16 protein-coding genes are annotated in these 17,314 nt (G+C 57.4%); 5 read left to right on the forward strand and 11 right to left on the reverse strand.

All coding sequences use genetic code 11. The features are described 5' to 3' along the window. Window positions 1-108: 108 nt before the first annotated feature. Window positions 109-1,089 (forward strand): LacI family DNA-binding transcriptional regulator, encoded by a 981-nt coding sequence (locus tag RRF55_RS16590; protein WP_004176981.1) that lies wholly within the window; start codon window positions 109-111, stop codon window positions 1,087-1,089. A gap of 3 nt (window positions 1,090-1,092) precedes the next feature. Here the strand turns inward: RRF55_RS16590 and RRF55_RS16595 are convergent, their stop codons facing one another. Next, the gene (locus tag RRF55_RS16595; RefSeq protein WP_004142570.1) at window positions 1,093-2,337 is read right to left on the reverse strand and encodes a mechanosensitive ion channel family protein; all 1,245 of its coding nucleotides are present in this window, start codon (window positions 2,335-2,337) and stop codon (window positions 1,093-1,095) included. A 70-nt stretch (window positions 2,338-2,407) separates the two neighbouring features. Continuing rightward, the gene (locus RRF55_RS16600; RefSeq protein ID WP_064148261.1) at window positions 2,408-3,835 is read right to left on the reverse strand and encodes an MFS transporter; all 1,428 of its coding nucleotides are present in this window, start codon (window positions 3,833-3,835) and stop codon (window positions 2,408-2,410) included. 108 nt (window positions 3,836-3,943) lie between these two features. On the opposite strand from RRF55_RS16600, the gene RRF55_RS16605 reads away from it, so the two are divergent. The 3 genes from RRF55_RS16605 (at window position 3,944) to RRF55_RS16615 (ending at window position 9,336) form a co-directional block, all read left to right on the forward strand. Next, window positions 3,944-4,810 (forward strand): helix-turn-helix transcriptional regulator, encoded by an 867-nt coding sequence (locus RRF55_RS16605; RefSeq protein ID WP_130974944.1) that lies wholly within the window; start codon window positions 3,944-3,946, stop codon window positions 4,808-4,810. 665 nt (window positions 4,811-5,475) lie between these two features. Beyond that, window positions 5,476-6,510: a DUF2157 domain-containing protein gene (locus RRF55_RS16610; RefSeq protein ID WP_004183291.1), complete on the forward strand. Its 1,035-nt coding sequence runs from the start codon at window positions 5,476-5,478 to the stop codon at window positions 6,508-6,510. Between the two features lie 96 nt (window positions 6,511-6,606). After that, a complete protein-coding gene (locus RRF55_RS16615; protein WP_004147470.1) occupies window positions 6,607-9,336 on the forward strand; it encodes a sigma 54-interacting transcriptional regulator in 2,730 nt (909 codons plus the stop codon). 52 nt (window positions 9,337-9,388) lie between these two features. On the opposite strand, the gene RRF55_RS16620 is transcribed toward RRF55_RS16615, so the two are convergent. The 9 genes from RRF55_RS16620 to RRF55_RS16660 all read right to left on the reverse strand — a co-directional run bounded on the left by RRF55_RS16620 (window position 9,389) and on the right by RRF55_RS16660 (window position 16,001). Further along, window positions 9,389-10,375: an SIS domain-containing protein gene (locus tag RRF55_RS16620; RefSeq protein WP_004147471.1), complete on the reverse strand. Its 987-nt coding sequence runs from the start codon at window positions 10,373-10,375 to the stop codon at window positions 9,389-9,391. 64 nt (window positions 10,376-10,439) lie between these two features. Beyond that, the gene (locus RRF55_RS16625; RefSeq protein WP_004183293.1) at window positions 10,440-11,501 is read right to left on the reverse strand and encodes an SIS domain-containing protein; all 1,062 of its coding nucleotides are present in this window, start codon (window positions 11,499-11,501) and stop codon (window positions 10,440-10,442) included. Between the two features lie 17 nt (window positions 11,502-11,518). Next, window positions 11,519-12,373: a PTS system mannose/fructose/sorbose family transporter subunit IID gene (locus RRF55_RS16630; protein ID WP_004176976.1), complete on the reverse strand. Its 855-nt coding sequence runs from the start codon at window positions 12,371-12,373 to the stop codon at window positions 11,519-11,521. Between the two features lie 2 nt (window positions 12,374-12,375). Beyond that, a complete protein-coding gene (locus RRF55_RS16635; RefSeq protein ID WP_004183295.1) occupies window positions 12,376-13,119 on the reverse strand; it encodes a PTS mannose/fructose/sorbose/N-acetylgalactosamine transporter subunit IIC in 744 nt (247 codons plus the stop codon). Window positions 13,120-13,133: 14 nt separating this feature from the next. Next, entirely contained in the window at window positions 13,134-13,604 is a 471-nt protein-coding gene (locus RRF55_RS16640) for a PTS sugar transporter subunit IIB (RefSeq protein ID WP_004176974.1), read from the reverse strand. Then, window positions 13,597-14,031 carry a PTS sugar transporter subunit IIA gene (locus RRF55_RS16645; protein WP_002893017.1) on the reverse strand — a complete coding sequence of 145 codons (435 nt, stop codon included), beginning with the start codon at window positions 14,029-14,031 and terminating at the stop codon, window positions 13,597-13,599. The genes RRF55_RS16640 and RRF55_RS16645 overlap by 8 nt, the downstream gene beginning before the upstream one ends. 247 nt (window positions 14,032-14,278) lie before the next feature. Further along, complete coding sequence (gene nfsB, locus RRF55_RS16650; RefSeq protein WP_004178896.1) at window positions 14,279-14,932, reverse strand: oxygen-insensitive NAD(P)H nitroreductase; 654 nt, start codon at window positions 14,930-14,932, stop codon at window positions 14,279-14,281. 119 nt (window positions 14,933-15,051) lie between these two features. Continuing rightward, window positions 15,052-15,420, reverse strand: coding sequence for an MmcQ/YjbR family DNA-binding protein (locus RRF55_RS16655; protein ID WP_004142557.1), 369 nt, complete (start codon window positions 15,418-15,420; stop codon window positions 15,052-15,054). Continuing rightward, entirely contained in the window at window positions 15,420-16,001 is a 582-nt protein-coding gene (locus RRF55_RS16660; protein WP_004176968.1) for a TetR/AcrR family transcriptional regulator, read from the reverse strand. Before RRF55_RS16660 ends, RRF55_RS16655 begins: the two co-directional genes overlap by 1 nt. A gap of 179 nt (window positions 16,002-16,180) precedes the next feature. On the opposite strand from RRF55_RS16660, the gene RRF55_RS16665 reads away from it, so the two are divergent. Continuing rightward, the gene (locus RRF55_RS16665) at window positions 16,181-17,296 is read left to right on the forward strand and encodes an MBL fold metallo-hydrolase (RefSeq protein WP_012737592.1); all 1,116 of its coding nucleotides are present in this window, start codon (window positions 16,181-16,183) and stop codon (window positions 17,294-17,296) included. The last annotated feature ends 18 nt before the right edge of the window (window positions 17,297-17,314 follow it).

The raw sequence follows: 17,314 nt of genomic DNA on the forward strand, positions 1-17,314 counted from the left end.
GCAAAAGCGTAAGGCTCCCAGTTCGCACGCAGCCCGGCTAGCGGCGCGGGCTGCGCTCATTTATGATAGCCTGCAGGATCCACCTCTATCGCAGGAAGTGCAGGGTTTATGTCTATTCAGAAAATTGCTCGTCTGGCCGGCGTCTCGGTGGCCACGGTGTCGCGGGTGCTGAACAACAGCGATACGGTAAAAGCCAAAAACCGTGAGCGCGTGCTGCAGGCGATCAAAGAGAGCAACTATCAGCCGAACCTGCTGGCGCGTCAGCTGCGAACCGCCCGCAGCAATATGATCCTGGTGATGGTCTCCAATATCGCTAACCCCTTTTGCGCCGAGGTGGTGAAGGGGATAGAAGAAGAGGCGGAGAAGAATGGCTATCGCATTCTGCTGTGTAACTCCGGGTCGGATCTGGCCCGCTCGACCTCGGGCCTGCAGCTGCTCTCCGGCAAAATGGTCGACGGCATTATTACCATGAACGCGCTCTCCAGCCTGCCGGAACTGACCACCATGATTGGCGACGCGCCCTGGGTGCAGTGCGCGGAGTATGCCGACACCGGCAGCATCTCCTGCGTCGGGATTAACGACGTTGAGGCGGCTCAGGGGGCGGTATCCCGGTTGGCCGATAGCGGCCGCCGCCGCATCGCGCTCATTAATCACGACCTCAGCTATCGCTATGCCCGTCTGCGCGAGCGCGGCTATAAAAGCGTGCTGCACGTGCACGGTCTGGCGTATCAGCAGGTGACCTACGCGCAGGATCTTAGCGCGGCGGCCGGTAAACGGGCGATGGAGCAACTGCTGTCGCAAGACGAGAAGCCCGATGCGGTGTTTGCCGTTTCGGACTCCCTCGCCGCCGGGGCGCTGCGGGCTATCGCCCAGGCCGGACTGCGGGTGCCGGAGGATATCGCGGTGATCGGCTTCGATGGCACCGAGCTGGCGGAAGTGGTCTCCCCGCAGCTGACCACCGTCGAACAGCCCTCCCGGGCGATCGGCCGTACGGCGGTGTCTCTACTGATGAAACGCATCGACGATCCCGACGCTGCCGTCGAACGGGTGATGATGGACTGGCGCGTGATAGACCGCGCCAGCGTCTGAGGATCAGCGGGAGAAGGCGCCGGTCAGCGCGCGAATATCGTTGCCGGTGGGCGTTTGATGAATGCGTAAGCCAAACTCATCCACCACAGCGAAGACATGGTCGAAAATATCCGCCTGGATCCCCTCATATTCCGCCCATACCACGGTGTTGGTGAAGCAGTAGATCTCGATCGGCAAGCCGTTGGCATCCGGCGCCAGCTGGCGCACCATCAGGGTCATATCCTGGCGGATGCGCGGATGATGGCGTAAATACTCCTGCAGATAGGCGCGGAAGGTGCCGACATTGGTCATCCGCCGCTCGTTGAGGATCGATTGCTCCCCGGCGTACTGCTGGTTCCAGGCGCTAATCTCCTCGTGGCGTGAATCCATATAGGGTTTGAGTAACTTCGCCCGGATCAGGCGCTGCTGCTCCTGTTCATCAAGAAAATGAATGCTGGTGGTGTCGATGTTAAGGCTGCGTTTGATGCGGCGGCCGCCGGAGGCCGACATGCCGCTCCAGTTTTTAAACGAGTCAGAGACCAGCGACCAGGTCGGAATGGTGGTGATGGTATTGTCCCAGTTGCGCACCTTGACCGTGGTGAGGCCGATATCGATCACCGCCCCGTCGGCGCCGTACTTCGGCATCTCCAGCCAGTCGCCAAGCTTGAGCATATCATTGGCAGAGAGCTGGATACCGGCCACCAGACCGAGGATCGGATCTTTAAACACCAGCATCAGCACCGCGGCCATGGCGCCGAGCCCGCTAATCAGGATCGCCGGTGACTGACCTATCAGTAGCGAAATAATCAGAATGCCGATAATAATCGCCGTCACCAGCTTAATTCCCTGGAATATGCCCTTCAGCGGCAGCTGTGAGGCGGCGGGAAATTTCTGCGCCAGCTTTAAAATGACATCCAGCAGCGAGAAGAAGGACAGCATGGCATATATCATCACCCATAGCTGGGCCACGGTGGTTAATATTTCCGCGGCCTCGCTGCCTTTTTGCAGCCACAGCACCGCCTGGACGTTGACGATGATCCCCTGCAGGGTAAAGGCCAGTCGGTGAAAGAGTTTATTCTGCGTGATTATTTGCAGCCACAGATGGCTGCTGGCCAGCGCCCGTTTTTCAAATGCGCGCAGGACCACTTTGTGCAATATCAGATGCACGACCACGGCGGTGAACAAGATAATGCCGAAGATAATCATCAGCGAGCGGGTGGGGGTTATTTCGATTCCTAAGGCGGCAATTTGCGATATTAATTCCTGCATAACGTCTCCTGAATATCCAGCGGGTATGATGACCGCTGGATAGCTATTATGCAAATTACCGCCGCCGGTATTACGAGGCCACCGTCGCCGGCTGTCGGTTGAGATGATGGCGTAGCCACAGCGCTATCGCCCCCAGCAACAGCATCATGGCCACCTCGACCAGCAGAAAATCAATCAGCGCCTGCGGATAGTTGCCGCCGCCGCGACGGGCCAGCGCCAGGAACAGCGAACCAAGGATAGCCGGTCCGAGACCGAGGGTCGCCTGCTGCAGGGTGCTGAGGATTGCGCTCCCGGCCCCGGCGTCGCTGGCGCTGATATCGCGCATACCAATCCGATAAAAGCTGTTGACGATCAGCGCCTGGCCATAGCCGATCAGCGCCGTGGCGGGAACCAGCGTCAGGGCGTTGGTGGCGACGCCGAAGCGGGAGAAGGTGGCGCACAGCAGCAGGAGACCGGCGATCTGCACCGCCAGACCGGTCAGCAGGATCCGCCCCATGCTGTAGCGGGCGATAAGCCGCGGGGCATACAGCGCCGAAATAAAATAGGCCACGCCGAGGGCGATAAAGCTATTGCCGGACTGCCACGGCGCCATCCCCAGCCCCTCCTGCATGGTCAGCGCCATGCAGAACATAAAGCCGGACCAGGCGCTGAAAAACAGCAGGGCGATGGCCATCCCGAAGCGGATGCTGGTCAACTGCAGCAGACGCGGCGGCAGCAGAGGATGGTCGCCACGCTGCTGCTGGCGCAGGGCGCTCTGACGCATGGCGAACAGCAGCGGCAGGACCGCCACCAGCATCAGCTGCAGCCACAGCGGCCAGTGCAGCTCCGGACCGAGGGCCATCGGGAACAGCAGGCAGCAGAGGATCAGCGCGAGGTACAGCGTACCCTGCCAGTCAATCCGCGACGGCGTCTCGCGACGGGTTTCCGGCACATAGCGGCGGCTCAGAGCCAGCACCAGCAGGCAGATCGGCACATTGATAAAAAAGGCGTTGCGCCAGCCCAGCCCGGCGATGTCCGCCGACACCAGCCAGCCGCCGCCCATCTGACCGACGATAAAGGCGATCCCGCCGATCCCGCCATACAGGCTGATGGCCCGGGCGTGGGCGGGGCCTTTGAGGGTGACGTGCAGGGTCGCGAGGATCTGCGGCACAATCAGCGCCGCCCCGGCGCCCTGCAGGGTGCGGGCCGCCAGCAGGGCGCCAATGTTGTTCGCTATCCCGCACAGCAGGGAAGCGATGCCAAAGAGGGCGACGCCCCACATAAACAGGCGCCGGCGGCCATAGTTATCGCCAAGCTTACTGCCCATCGCCAGGCAGACGGCAAAGGCGACGCCGTACAGCGCGACGATAAGCTCCAGCTGCGTGGCGCTGGCCGCCAGGGTGTGGGTGATGGCGTCCAGCGCCACATTGGTGATCGAGGTATCAATAAGCGGCAGCATCTGGCCGCTCAGCAGCAGCAACAGACCGGCGCGGCCGGGTGAAACAGCAGACGTATTCATGGGATTCTCCATTGCGTCATTCAGCAGACCGACGTAGCATTACCGATAAATTAAACGGGTACCAGTTCCTGTCTATACTGGTATTGGCACTACTATGCTGGAGGGGTGATGACCACGATGCCGCAACGGGAGTCGACGATCGCCGTGCCGGACGATCGACGCAAACAGCTGGGGGCCTTTCTGCGCGCCCGCCGTGAAAGCCTCGATCCGCAGCGCCTGGGGTTGCCCCGGGTGGGCCGCCGGCGCACGCCGGGTCTGCGCCGGGAAGAGGTGGCGATGCTCGCCGACGTCGGCGTTACCTGGTACACCTGGCTGGAGCAGGGGCGGGAGGTGAATCCGTCGGAGGCGGTGCTGGTGGGGGTGGCGAATGCCCTGCAGTGCAGTCCGCTGGAGACCCGGCATCTGTTCGTGCTCGCCGGGCTGTCCCCGCCGGAAGCCACCCAGGTGACGGTGTGCGAAGGCATCAGCCCAGGGACCCGCCGGATGCTGGACAGCCTGATGCCGCAGCCGGCCAGCATTCAGAAACCGAACTTTGATATTGTGGCGTGGAACGACAGCTTCTGCCGCCTGATGGGCATCGATTTCGCCACCCTCCCGGAAGAAGATCGCAACTGCATTTATCTCTATCTGACCCATGAGACCTGGCGCAGCCGGATCGAAAATCGCGATGTGCTGCCGACCTTCGTCTCCTATTTCCGCGCCGCGATGGCCGAGCACCGCGGCGATCCGGCGTGGGAAAACAAACTGGCGCGCTTTTTCGCCGCCTCGTCGGAGTTTGAAGCGCTGTGGCATCAGCGCTACGAGGTGCGCGGCGTGGAAAACCAGATTAAACATTTTAACCACCCGCAGCTCGGGCGATTCAGCCTGCAGCAGATGTACTGGTATTCGGCGCCGCGCAACGGCTCGCGCCTGCTGGTCTACCTGCCGATGGACGAGGCGGGCGAGCAGGCGCTGGCGTGGCTGGACCAACATTAATCACAAGGAATCAGATGGCTGGCAATGTGCCATCTTCGGGTATTGCCCGGCCGGCGCTGCTGGACGGTTCCCTTTCCCTCCGGGAGTAGGGGAGGGAAAGCACTGTCGGGAAGTCCTGTATGTGATCTACGACTTCAGCACACATTGCGCTCCCGATACGCCTTCTGCGTTATGTCACTCATGGCGCAGGGAGCGCACAGGGGGCGCCAGTCGCCGCCGCCCCCTGTACCCCCGGGCTCCGGCCAGCAACATCGCCGCTGCGCGGTCCCTTCGACTTATCCCTGCAGGCTTCGGGTCGGGCCGAGGTAGCGTCCATGCAAAACACGGCCCTCAGCCCGCATCCATGCGGGCTGCCCCGGCCTGCCGGGAACGTCTCAGCGATGTTGAGGCCGCAACACCGGCAGTTTCAGTCGCACAAGTGGGTAAGTTAACGGCTGGCTGCTACGGACCGTAGGCCGGGTAAGGCGCCAGCCGCCACCCGGCAATAAAGCGGCTCCGTGCCTGATATCATGCTCGGCGGCGCTGCGCTTACGCGGGCTTACGGTAAGGAGTAACAATCTGATATATAAATGGTTAATTAGGCCGGGGAGGGCGACAGCCGCTGCCCGGCAGAAAGGCGAGCATATTAGCGAAAACAGGTTTGTCATCAGTCTCAAGGAATGCCTATGAACGTAACCCGAAAAGAGCAGCGCATTATTCAGCGCGCGCTGAATGCCTGGCAGGCCAGCGGGGAGTTAACCCCCTCGGACAGCCAGCGGCTGGCGCAAACGATGCGCGTCTCCCCCTTCGACTGGCGGCGCCTGAGCCGCTATGCCTTCTGGACCGCGCTGGCCTGCGTGCTGATTTCCCTGGGCAGTCTGTTCGCCGACAGCGAGCTGGTGGCGTGGCTGCTGAGCCTGTTCAGCCACTCGGCGCTGATGCGGATCCTGCTGCCTGCGCTGCTGGCAGTCGCCTGCTACGGCTGGGGGTTTCGTCGCCAGCGGCGGGAGACGCAGTGGCACTACAGCACCGAGGCGATTTTGTTTCTGGGCGTCGTCTTTACCGCCGTGGCGCTATGGCAGCTTGGCGAACGGCTGGATAACGGCAGCGGCCATATCGCACCGCTGTTTCTGGCCGGATGCGTGATTTACGGCGCCATCGGCTATATTGCCCGCTCCGGGCTGGTGTGGCTCTTTTTTCTGCTGGCGCTGGGCAACTGGTTCGGCGCGGAAACCGGCTACGTCTCGGGGTGGGGCGCCTACTGGCTGGGCATGAACTACCCGATTCGCTTCGTCCTGTTCGGCGGCGCGCTGCTGGCGCTCTGCTACGGCGCGCAATCCCTGCTTCGCCAGCGGCAGCTGTTTACCGTCAGCAAGGCGATGGGCCTCACGTACCTGTTTATTGCGCTGTGGATCATGTCGATTTTCGGCAATTACGACGCAGACAGCTGGTACCAGGTGAGCCAGGCGCGACTCCTGCCGTGGGGGCTGCTGTTTGCCGTAGCGGCCGGCGTCTGCATTTTTATCAGCCTGAAAACCGATGACGGAATGCTGCGCGGCTTCGGACTAACCTTCCTGGCGATCAATCTCTATACCCGTTTCTTTGAGTTTTTCTGGAACGGGATGCACAAGGTGCTGTTTTTCCTGATCCTTGCCGTCTCGCTGGCGGTGATTGGCCGCTATGCCGAGCGCATCTGGCATGCGGGGAACGTTAAGCCATGAAAAATTAAGCGTTTTTAAAGAAGTGTGGCTGGCGGCAGCGACGTCCTGCGCGAATTGTCGTATAAGCGAATTTTACGCTTTTGACAGGGGAGCGAGATGAATAAGGAGTCGATTTTTCGCCAACTAGAACAACGGATCGCCGGGCGAGCGCTGACGGCGGAAGCGCTGGGCGAGTTTAACGCTATGGCCATCGCCGATAGCTTGAAGCAAAAACGCAGCATCATCAGCCATCATCTGAATAATCTCCATCGCGAGCAGCGGGTGGTCAAAGTGAACGGTCGCCCGGTGCTGTTTTTACCCGTTACCGTTCTGCGCGATCATCACCGCCTGGCGGTTCGGCACGGCGAATACGCCTCCATTCAGGCGCTGTGCGCGGATCGTCAGGATAGTCTGGCGCAGCTGATTGGCGCGCAGGGCAGCCTGCAGGAAGCATTGCGCCAGTGCAAGGCTGCCATCAGCTACCCTGGCGCAGGTCTGCCGCTGCTGCTGCGGGGCCCTACTGGCACCGGGAAAAGTTTTCTAGCTCGCCAGCTCTGGCACTACGCAATAGATGAAGGTATTTTACCTGCCGATGCGCCTTTTACCGTATTTAACTGCGCCGAGTACGCGAATAATCCAGAACTACTGACCTCGAAGTTATTTGGTCATGCGAAGGGGGCCTTTACCGGCGCCGATAAGGCCGTTCCTGGTCTTATCGAGACCAGCAACGGCGGGGTGTTGTTTATCGATGAGGTTCATCGGCTGCCGCCCGAAGGCCAGGAAAAGTTGTTTCATTTTATGGATAACGGTAGCTGGCGCCGGCTGGGGGAGAGCGCCGACGAGCGCAGCGCCACGGTGCGGCTAATTTTTGCTTCAACCGAGGATCTGGAAAAACACTTCCTGGCGACCTTTATTCGCCGTATTCCGGTGATTGTAAAAATTCTGCCGATCGCTGAACGCGGCCAATTCGAGCGGCTGGCGTTTATCCACCACTTTTTCCGCCGTGAAGCCCAGCGTTTGAACCACGATCTGGAGCTGGATGGCGAAATCGTCAGCCAGCTAATGCGTGAAACGCTTGAAGGAAATGTCGGTGGGCTGGAAAATTTGATTCGCAATATTTGCGCCAGCGCCTGGACATTTGGCGAACGTGATAGCGGTCTTTTACATATAAAAGCGGGTTTGCTGCCCGACCGATTACTGGCGGATGCGCCTTTTACCCTTCAGCAAAATAGCGAGCGGGTTATGATTTACCGCGATGGCGACGCGCAGCCTCTTTTTTCTGGTCGTCACCATGAATACCAACGGCTAACGGAAAATATTTGTAGCCTGTGCGAGGAGTTGGCTCAGGATAATATTAGCGTGCGGACCTTTGAAAAGCTTATTTATCAGAACGTGACGCTCTATCTTGATGCGCTGATGAATCAGGAGAGTACGGTCTCTCTGCAGGACAAACGGCTGCGCTTTATTGAAGATGTGGGCAAAGCAATCGCTGTCAATTATGACCTTCAGCTAAATGTCGAATTCGCTTATCTTACCGGCCGCTACCTCACCAGCCTCCCTCTGGCGCCGCGCAGCGTTGCTGAGCCCGTGCGTCTGGTGATGCAGCGCTGGCTGGACTCCTCGGCGGGGCTGGCGCAACGCATCGCGGAGAAACTACTGGATGTCGTCAATAATAAATACGATCTGCTCATCGATACGCTTGACCGTCTGGCGATTACCGCCATTGTCAGTAATGCTATCGATGCGACCAGCGGCGGAAAAGTGAAAGCGCTGATAATCGCCCACGGTTATTCGACCGCCAGCAGCATTGCCGGCGTTGCCAACCGCCTGATTGGCGAGAAGATCTACCAGGCCATGGATATGCCGATGGAGGTGGCGTTTAACGATGTCAGTCGCGCCGTGGTTGATTATCTCCAGCATACGGACACGCGTGCGGGTGTGATGGTGCTTATTGATATGGGCTACACCAAGGAGATTGCCGATGCGCTTTTGTCGGTGATTAACGGCCCGCTGGTAGTGGTGGATAACGTCACGACCCGCATGGCGCTGAACGTTGCCAGCGAGATCGCGTTGGGAAAAAACATCGAACAAATCGCCGAAGAGATCGTGCCGCTTAATCAGTCGCGTTGGGATGTGTTCTGGCCCGCAGAAAAAAAAGAGCGTGTGCTGCTGGTGACCTGTATTACAGGTATCGGTACCGCATTTAAATTTAAAAATCTGATGGAGAAGAGCCTGCTCAACGATTTTGATATTAACATCATCGCCTGCGAGTATACGCGCTTAAAAAACAGTCGTACAGCGGTATCGTTGCTCCACCAGTATGAAGTTATTGCGGTCGTGGGTACCCACGACCCGCAGCTGGCCGGAGTGCCCTGGGTTGGCATTGAGGAACTACTTGGCGAGCAGGGGCATCGACATCTGAGTCAGCTCTTAAGCGGCTATCTTAATGAAAAGCAAATTGCGCTGATTAATAAAAATATGGTTCGTGAGTTTTCACTGCATAACGTTGTCAACTCTCTGACGATACTGAATGCTGGAAAAACCATGGGCCATATCGAAACCATTATCGCTGAGTGGCAAAATACGCTTGGTTTTCATTTTAATAATAACTTAATTATCAGTTTATATGTGCATCTCAGCTGTATGATTGAGCGTCTGGTAATGCGTAATGAAATTAGCCATTATAAAGATCTTGAGCAATTTACCCGCCAGCATGGTGAATTTATTGCCATGGTGAATCACTCGTTCCAGCGCCTGAAAATACTCTATAACGTGGCGCTACCGGTAGCGGAAATTGGCTATATTCACGATATTTTTGAATTACGTATTGAAGATTTTAGCTGGTAATCCTCAACGCAGCCCCGGAGAATTACGCCGGGGCTGGCAGGCGGTTAGCGAATCAATATTCGACTTTCCACATATAGCGGCGGGTGGTCAGCGGGTGGTTGCGAGCGGTGGCCAGCGCCAGGTTGTAAACATCCAGTACGCAGTTGTGCAGCAGGCCGCAGAAATATTCGCGCACGCTGGCGTGCAGTGCGTCGATTCCCACCTTTTCCACGTCAATAATCTGCAGTTTTCCCTGGTAACGTTCGATAAAGCGGATCGCGCGATCATCCAGCGGGCGGGTGCGGCCGCTGCTTTTTAATAAAATAAACGGCGTTCCCGTTTCGGTAATCTCAAAGGGGCCGTGGAAATACTCGCCGCTGTGGATGCTGGCGGAGTTAATCCACTGCATCTCCAACAGAATACAGATGGATTCCTGATGCGCGGCGCCGAATGAGGGGCCGCTGCCCATCATGTAGATGACCTTTTCGGTCTTCCAGGCTTCGGCAAAATGGCGCGCATCCGCCTGAACCTGCTGCTGAGCGCCGCGTACCACGGATTCAAAACTGGCAAAGGCGCTGACCATCTCATCGTAATGGGCGTATCCCTCAGTTTGTGCAAGTACTTCCAGCGCCAGCCACAGGCTGTATGCCGCTTTTTGCTGCGTCGGATCGACGGTTTCGGGATAGCGCGCCCAGCAGTATTCAATAGTGTAATCGCTGTGTTCGCACAGCGGCGTGCCGGGGGTATATACCAGTCCAATAGTGGCGGCGCCTTTCTGACGCGCGATGCGGGCGGCTTCCACCGTTTCAGCGGTGTTGCCCTGCTGCGAGGCGAGGATCACTACGCTGTTTTTACCTAACGCGTTCGGCGTCGCATGGACAAATTCATTACTGGTAACATAGCCGACGGCCAGCTTTTTAGCTTCACAATCGAGAAAATATTTCCCCGGCCAGAAACCGGTTAATGAACCACCGCAGCCAACAAACCATACGCGCTCAATGTGCTGCTTAGATAAAATATCGCGAATAATAGTATGTGCGTTTTGATGAGCTATAGACATATTGGTCTCCTTGGGATGTAACGGGTCCTCCGCTGAATAGCGGATAACTTTTACTATGCGTCAATTAATTGAGTTGTTTACTTTTCATTTTCTGGTGGAACTGCGGATCCTTCGGTATTGCGGGATCGATGCCCTTCACTGGCGGCAGTCGGGCACAAACCATTTGTAACGGAATAATATATTCAAAGACCGCAAAGTCGGGATCGTTAATAAATGCGAAGGGCATATTTTTGCCGTTATTTTCGACTTGTGGACCAATGCGATAAATATGCTGAGTCCAGCCGCCAAGTATTTCCGCCAGGCGATCCTGACGCTCATCGGGAAACGGATCGAGCATGATCAGGGTAGAGCGCTCGTCGAAGGCGTTATAGATCCCGTGGATGAACTCCTCAAATTCGTAACCGGCAACCGGACAGCGTAGCGTTTCAAGCATCTTTAGCGCACCTTCCTGAACGGTGCCAAACAGCCTTGCCGGACCGGTCAGGCGAATGTCCGCGCTGTCGATAAGCGGTCGGGCATGATTGAGAACCCACGCCTGCGAGGCCTCAATGAGCGTCGGCAAATGATTAAACGTGGTATCCATGCGGATGAGTAGCGCCTTGCGCTCCTCATCGCTCAGGCGCCGCTGGCGACTGGCGACAGCAAGCCCCAGCAGCATCAGATTAAGTATGGTGCAGTGATACCCTTTGGTTTTGGCGCCAGCCCGCTCTTCTCCACAGGGTACTGTTAAGACCAAATCTGCCGCCCGGTCGATAACGGCTGGCGCTTCCCCGGCCATGGAAGCGGTAAGATGCCCGGCTGCCCGGGCGCGTTCCATTGCGGCGAGGGTAGAGAGGCTGCCGCCTCCCTGAGAAATACCGATGACCAGCGCTTTGTCGCTGAGGGTCAGCGCCGAATCATCCAGCAGAAAAGGCCAGTAGACATCAACGGGTAGCCCGCACCACTGCTGCATAAACGAGCGGGCGGTCAGCGCGCCGTGATAAGAGGTACCGGAGCCGGTCAGGATAATACGCGTGACGCCGCGCTCCGTTAGCGCTTTTGCCGCCTGCCAGAGATCTTCCCGCGTCTGCGTCAGCATAGCGAGCAGACAGGCGGGTGTTTCATTCATATAGTCTTCTACGTGCATGGGTGATATTCCTCTTCTTAAAGCAGGCCTAGCGCGCTGGCCGCCATGCCAAACGCGACGGTTCCTAGCAGGATCCAGTTAATATTGACTCCCTTGCGGATCAACTTGTACATCCCAAGGGTGAAAAGCAGCGGCAGCAGCGAAGGAAGTATTTTGTCAATAAACTCCTGCGCCTTCATGGTGGTCTGCCCGGCGGTAAAGCTGAGCGGGGTGGTGATATCTATCATGCTGGCGGTCATCGCGCCGACGACCATGAGGCCAACAATTGATGCGATATAGGTCACCCGGTCCATAAGGCCGCTTTGGTAAATTCTCATCAGCCAGGTCGTACCCGCCCGGTAGCCGAGCTTCAGGCCATACCAGCGGCACAAAAGATGCGGCAGGTTATAAACTAACAGCGCCAGTATCGGTCCCAGCAGGCTGCCCTGCTGGGCGAAATAGATACCCATCCCGGCGGCGATAACCTTTAATGATCCCCAGAATATGGAGTCGCCGATGCCCGCCAGCGGCCCCATCAGGCTGGTTTTAATCGCGTTTATCGACTCCTCATTAAATTCGGGGTTACGCTGGTTCTCTTCTTCCATGGCAATCGACAGGCCGAAGATAAAGGTCGAGAGATGGGGCGTGGTGTTAAACAGCACCAGATGACGCTGCAGGGCGCGCCCCAGCTCCGTTGGGTCCTGATAGATGCGCTTCAGGGCTGGCGACATTGCGAAGGCATAGCCCATATGCTGCTGGCGCTCGTAGTTCCAAGAGCCCTGTAGCGTAAAGGAGCGCCAGAACACGCTGCGTAAATCGCGGGCGGTGATGCGGCTTGCATCATCGCTTTGCGGCTGGGTAGCGCCAGTCACAGTTTGCGTCATTTCGCTCATGATTAGCTCTCCTGCTGCTTAAGATTAAGGAACTGGCTGATGATAAATGCCAACACCACAGCGAACAGCGCGATGGCGATGATATCCAGTTTGGTATATGCCGCTATCAGAAATCCCAGACCGAGGTACGGCATCAGTTTGCTGCTGAGCATCATGCTGATCAGCAGGGCGAAGCCGAGCGCTGGCAGGATCTTACTGGCGACGATCAATCCATTGGTTATCACCGGCGGAATGGCCTCCAGGAACCAGCTTACCGCCGAAGAACCAAGCAGAATGGCAAAAAATACCGGTAGAAATCCGTTTAAAAAATAGAGTAGCGTCGGACCGGCGAGGTGCATCAGGCCGACCATTCGGGTATTACCTTGTGCCGCATAGCGGTCCGCCAGATGACCAAAGCGGGCGTTCACCACGCGCACCAGGATTCCCAGCGTCTGCGCCAGCATTGAGACAGGGATGGCGATGGTGAGCGCAGCCTCTGGACCACGACCGGACATGATCGAAAACGCGGTGGCCAATACGGAGCCGGTCACGATATCTGGCGGGTGCGCGGCGCCGATGGCGACGTTGCCGAGGAAAATAAGCTCCAGCGTAGCGCCAATCAGAATCCCCTCATGTAAATTACCGCAGACCAGACCGGTGAGGGCGCACATCACCAGCGGTCGATCGATCATTGATACCCCAAGCAGGCGACCATCAAGTATCCCCAGGGCAGCGATCAGTCCGAGTAACGTTGCGGTGAGCAACATAGTGACCTCCGAAGTTAAAGTTGGTCGTTAAGGAGTTCAGCCGAGTGGGCGGGTACCTGACGCATCTCCAGCCGAATACCTTTTTCTTTTAGCGCTCTGCTATGGGCGATTTCCTCTTCGGTCAGATAGATGGCCTTGCCGAATTGTCTTGCCCCTTCCTTCTGTGGCAGACCGCCGTAATTAATTGCGCTAATTCCCGGGACTTTTTCCACTAGCGCGAGGGTTTCCGCAGTATTGCCCAGGACCACCATGACTTTTTTATGATCCAACTTGCCGCTGTTAAGCTTTTCCGCCGCCTGTTCAACGGTGGCGATGTCCAGCGTGACGCCCGCTGGCTTTGCCAGGTTAAGCGACATCGTAATGAAGGCATCCGCCGCGGCTTTGGCGTTGGCGACGATGATATGGTCGATATCCAGCGCTCGGGTCCAGGCAAAAACCACCTGGCCGTGCAGCAGCCGATAATCAATGCGCACGAGTTTAATCATGAGATTCTCCCTGTGGGTCAGAGGATGGTTGTGTTATTAGAGGATTGATGAAAACAATGGATTCACGCGCCGCGCTGGTGGCGTAGATAATCGCGGCCTCGGTAGTGGCTTCTTCGCACAGCAGAAACTCCAGCAGCAGAGTCAGATTGATGCCGGCGACCACGAAAACGTTGCGATGTCGCATCAAGACGCTCACGGCGCTATTGTTGATACTGCCGCCAAGCAGGTCGGTGAAGATCACCACTTCATCACCATTCGCCTGGACGATGAGATGCTCCAGGGTTTGCTCCAGCTGTTCGGTGGTCACGATATCTTCGTCATAGGCGCAGACCGGGATAACGCCGTGTTCGTCGCCAATCAGCAGCGACAAACTGTTCACCAGTCCGCGAGCAAAATGGCCGTGGCTGGCCACATAGATATGTTTCACCCGGTTTCTCCTTCATCCAGATAGCGGTATCTGTTAAGAGCAAAGGGCGTGCCAGAAATGAAAAGTATTATTTATCAATTAATTAAATCGTCTGGTTCACACTAAAGTCGTTATTCCTGGCACAAGCAGGATTATGAGCGCCAGAAACTTGGCACAAACGGCAGAAAAGAGGGGGAAAGAGTGGGTGAAGAAAGTCCCGGGCGAGACGCTGCTGCGCCATGGCCCGGGCGTTCCCGGCAGAAGGGAATTAAATCTCGGTAATGGTCGTCGACTGCGGCAGACGCGACTTCGGCAGGGTAGCGTTGAAATCTTCTACGCTATGGTGGCCGACCGGGACTACCACCAGGCTGGTGTAGCCCTGGGCTTTCAGGTCAAATTCCTCATCGAGGATCGCAAAATCGACCCCTTCAATCGGCACGGCGTCGAGACCCATCGCCGCTACGCCCAGCAGGAAATTGCCGACGTTGAGATACACCTGTTTCGCCATCCACTGATCGTCATCTTTCAGCTCTTTGCGGTGCATATCGGCAAAGAAGGTGCGACCCTTGTGGTTAGCGGCTTTTGCGTCCGGGGTGGCAAAACGGCCATCGGCCTCTTCCTGATCCACCACGCGCTGCAGCCAGGCGTCGTCCATCGCGGTTTTCGCGCAGAACACCACCACGTGCGAGGCGTCGAGAATTTTACGTTCGTTGAACACGTAGGTGCCGCTGGCGGCTTTCGCCACGCGAGCTTTCCCTTCATCGGTGCTGGCGACAATAAAGTGCCACGGCTGGGAGTTGGTGCTAGACGGGCTGTACTGCAGCAGCGTTTTCAGCTGTTCCGCTTCCCCGGCAGTCAGCTTTTTCGTGGCGTCAAAGGCCTTGGTGGAATAGCGCTTCAAAGCGACCGATACGATATCCATAACTCTTCCTCACAGTTTACAGCACCTTACCGGTGCGTTCAGGAGAGGAAGAGTACAGCGAAGATCGCAAAATGATAAGGGTGAAAAATGCGATAACACTTATCGCATTTGGCTGAAAATCAGCGCGGACGCAGGCGCTGCTGGGCCTTTTTACTCAGCTTGTTCACCACCTGATGCCACGAATCGTCAATCAGCTCGGCCAGCAGATCCTCGCTAATATCCTCTCCTGGCACCACCGTGATCCAGTGTTTCTTGTTCATATGGTAGCCGGGTTCGATACTGCGATAAATTTGCTGATTCAGCAGCGACTTCTGCGGCTCGGCCTTGAGATTGACCAGCGCCCGCCCGCGAATAGTCATGGTGATCATAAAGATGCGGCCGTCGACCTTAAACACGTCGTACTCTGGCCCAAAGGGCCAGCAGTGTTCGGTAAACGGGTAGGTCAGGGCGATACGGTGAGCGCAGGGATGCAGTGTTTCCGGCGTCATTATGCGTCCGCCTCATGCAGGGCGTGCCACATGGCTTCAAAGCCGAGGGCGATAATCTCCCGGGCGCGCTGCGGATCGTGGCTGGCGAATTCGATGGTGGTTTCCGCCAGCGACAGAAACAGGGCGTCGCCAAAGGCGCGGTACGCCTCGCTGAGGAATATCTCTTTCACCGACAGCTGGCACATTTCGTTGAGCTCCGGAAAGCTCTCTTTTACCTGGCGGCGGGTTTCGTCGGTGATGCGCTCGCTGAGCGCCATCCGGCGGATCGCTTTGTGCTCCATCGGGTTGCGCACGCCCCAGTCGATATAGCTGTTCCAGATATTGCGCGCGTTCTCTTTCGGGCGCTTCTCGTCCGGATCCAGCCCGGCGATCATTGTGCGCACCAGGCGCAGCTTAATCGCGAGGTACAGCTCGTTGAGCAACTCATCCTTGGTGGCGAAATAGCGAAACAGCGTTCCCTCGGCCACACCGGCGCTGCGGGCGATGGCCGACGTCGAGGCGGCTATGCCGGACTGGGCGAAAGCCGCGGTGGCAGCTTCCAGTAACGCTTGCTTTTTATCTTCACTCTTTGGACGAGCCACTACTTTTTTCCTCACGCAGGTTTAAACAAACCGCCGATCTTGGCACGTCTGACCAGGTCGCTGCAACGGCGGAACGCAAAAATTGAAAATCGTCTTGACGACTTTCATCGCTTTCCTAATAATGAGTGCGTACTCACTCATAATCAAGTTATATCATAAAGCCTCCGGGATGGGGGCTTTTGTCTGGTCAGGATATGAACCGTGTCACTTTCAGCGTGGTCGCCATCATGTTACTCGCAGCAGCAACGACATTGCCGTTTGTTCTTAATGCCGGTTTTGGTAAGGCGCCGCAGGGGGCACAGCTTAGCCAGGTGGAAGCGTCTCCCCACTACCGGGACGGCCAGTTCCATAACCAGTTGCCCACGCCAGGGTTCACCGGGCAGAAAAATATGCTGGCGGCGTGGTGGGATTTCCTGATGACCAAACGGGAAAACGCCCGTCCCGCGCAACCGCTGCCGCTGGTGAAGACCGATCTGGCGACGCTGCCCCTCGGGCAGGATGTGATGGTCTGGCTCGGCCACTCCTCCTGGTACCTGCAGCTGGCGGGAAAACGCATCCTGATCGACCCGGTGTTCAGCGATTACGCGGCGCCGTTCTCTTTTATCAATAAAGCCTTCCCCGGCGACTATCCGTGGCGGGCGGAAGGGATGCCGGAGATCGATCTGCTGATCATCTCCCACGATCACTACGACCATCTGGATTACGCCACCATTCGCGCCTTACTGCCGAAAATTAAGCGGGTCATTACGCCGCTGGGGGTCGGATCGCATCTGCGCTACTGGGGAATGGACGGGGCGCTGATTACCGAAGCGGACTGGCAGCAGGCGGTACCGGCCAGCGACGAGCTCACCGTCCACGTGCTGCCGGCGCGGCACTTTTCCGGCCGTGGGCTGAAGCGTAACCAGACGCTGTGGGCCAGTTTTCTGTTCGTTACCCGGCAGCAAAAGATTTATTACAGCGGCGACAGCGGGTATGGGCCGCACTTTAAAGCGATAGGCGATGAGTTCGGTCCGGTCGATCTGGCGATCATGGAGAACGGGCAGTATGACCAGGACTGGAAATATATCCACATGATGCCGGATGAAACGGCTCAGGCTGCCGACGACCTGCGCGCTCGCGCGGTGCTGCCTGGGCATGCTGGACGATTCGTTTTGGCGAAACACAGCTGGGATGAACCGTATCAACGGCTGGCGGCTGCCAGCGAAGGAAGGGCCTGGCGTCTGCTGACGCCTGTGCAGGGCGAGCCGGTGTGGGTCGCCGATAAGACGCAATCATTTAACGCCTGGTGGCGCTAAGCGCCAGTGCAGTATCAG

The organism is Klebsiella sp. K47 (assembly GCF_051858335.1).
Classification (GTDB): Bacteria; Pseudomonadota; Gammaproteobacteria; order Enterobacterales; family Enterobacteriaceae; genus Klebsiella; species Klebsiella pneumoniae.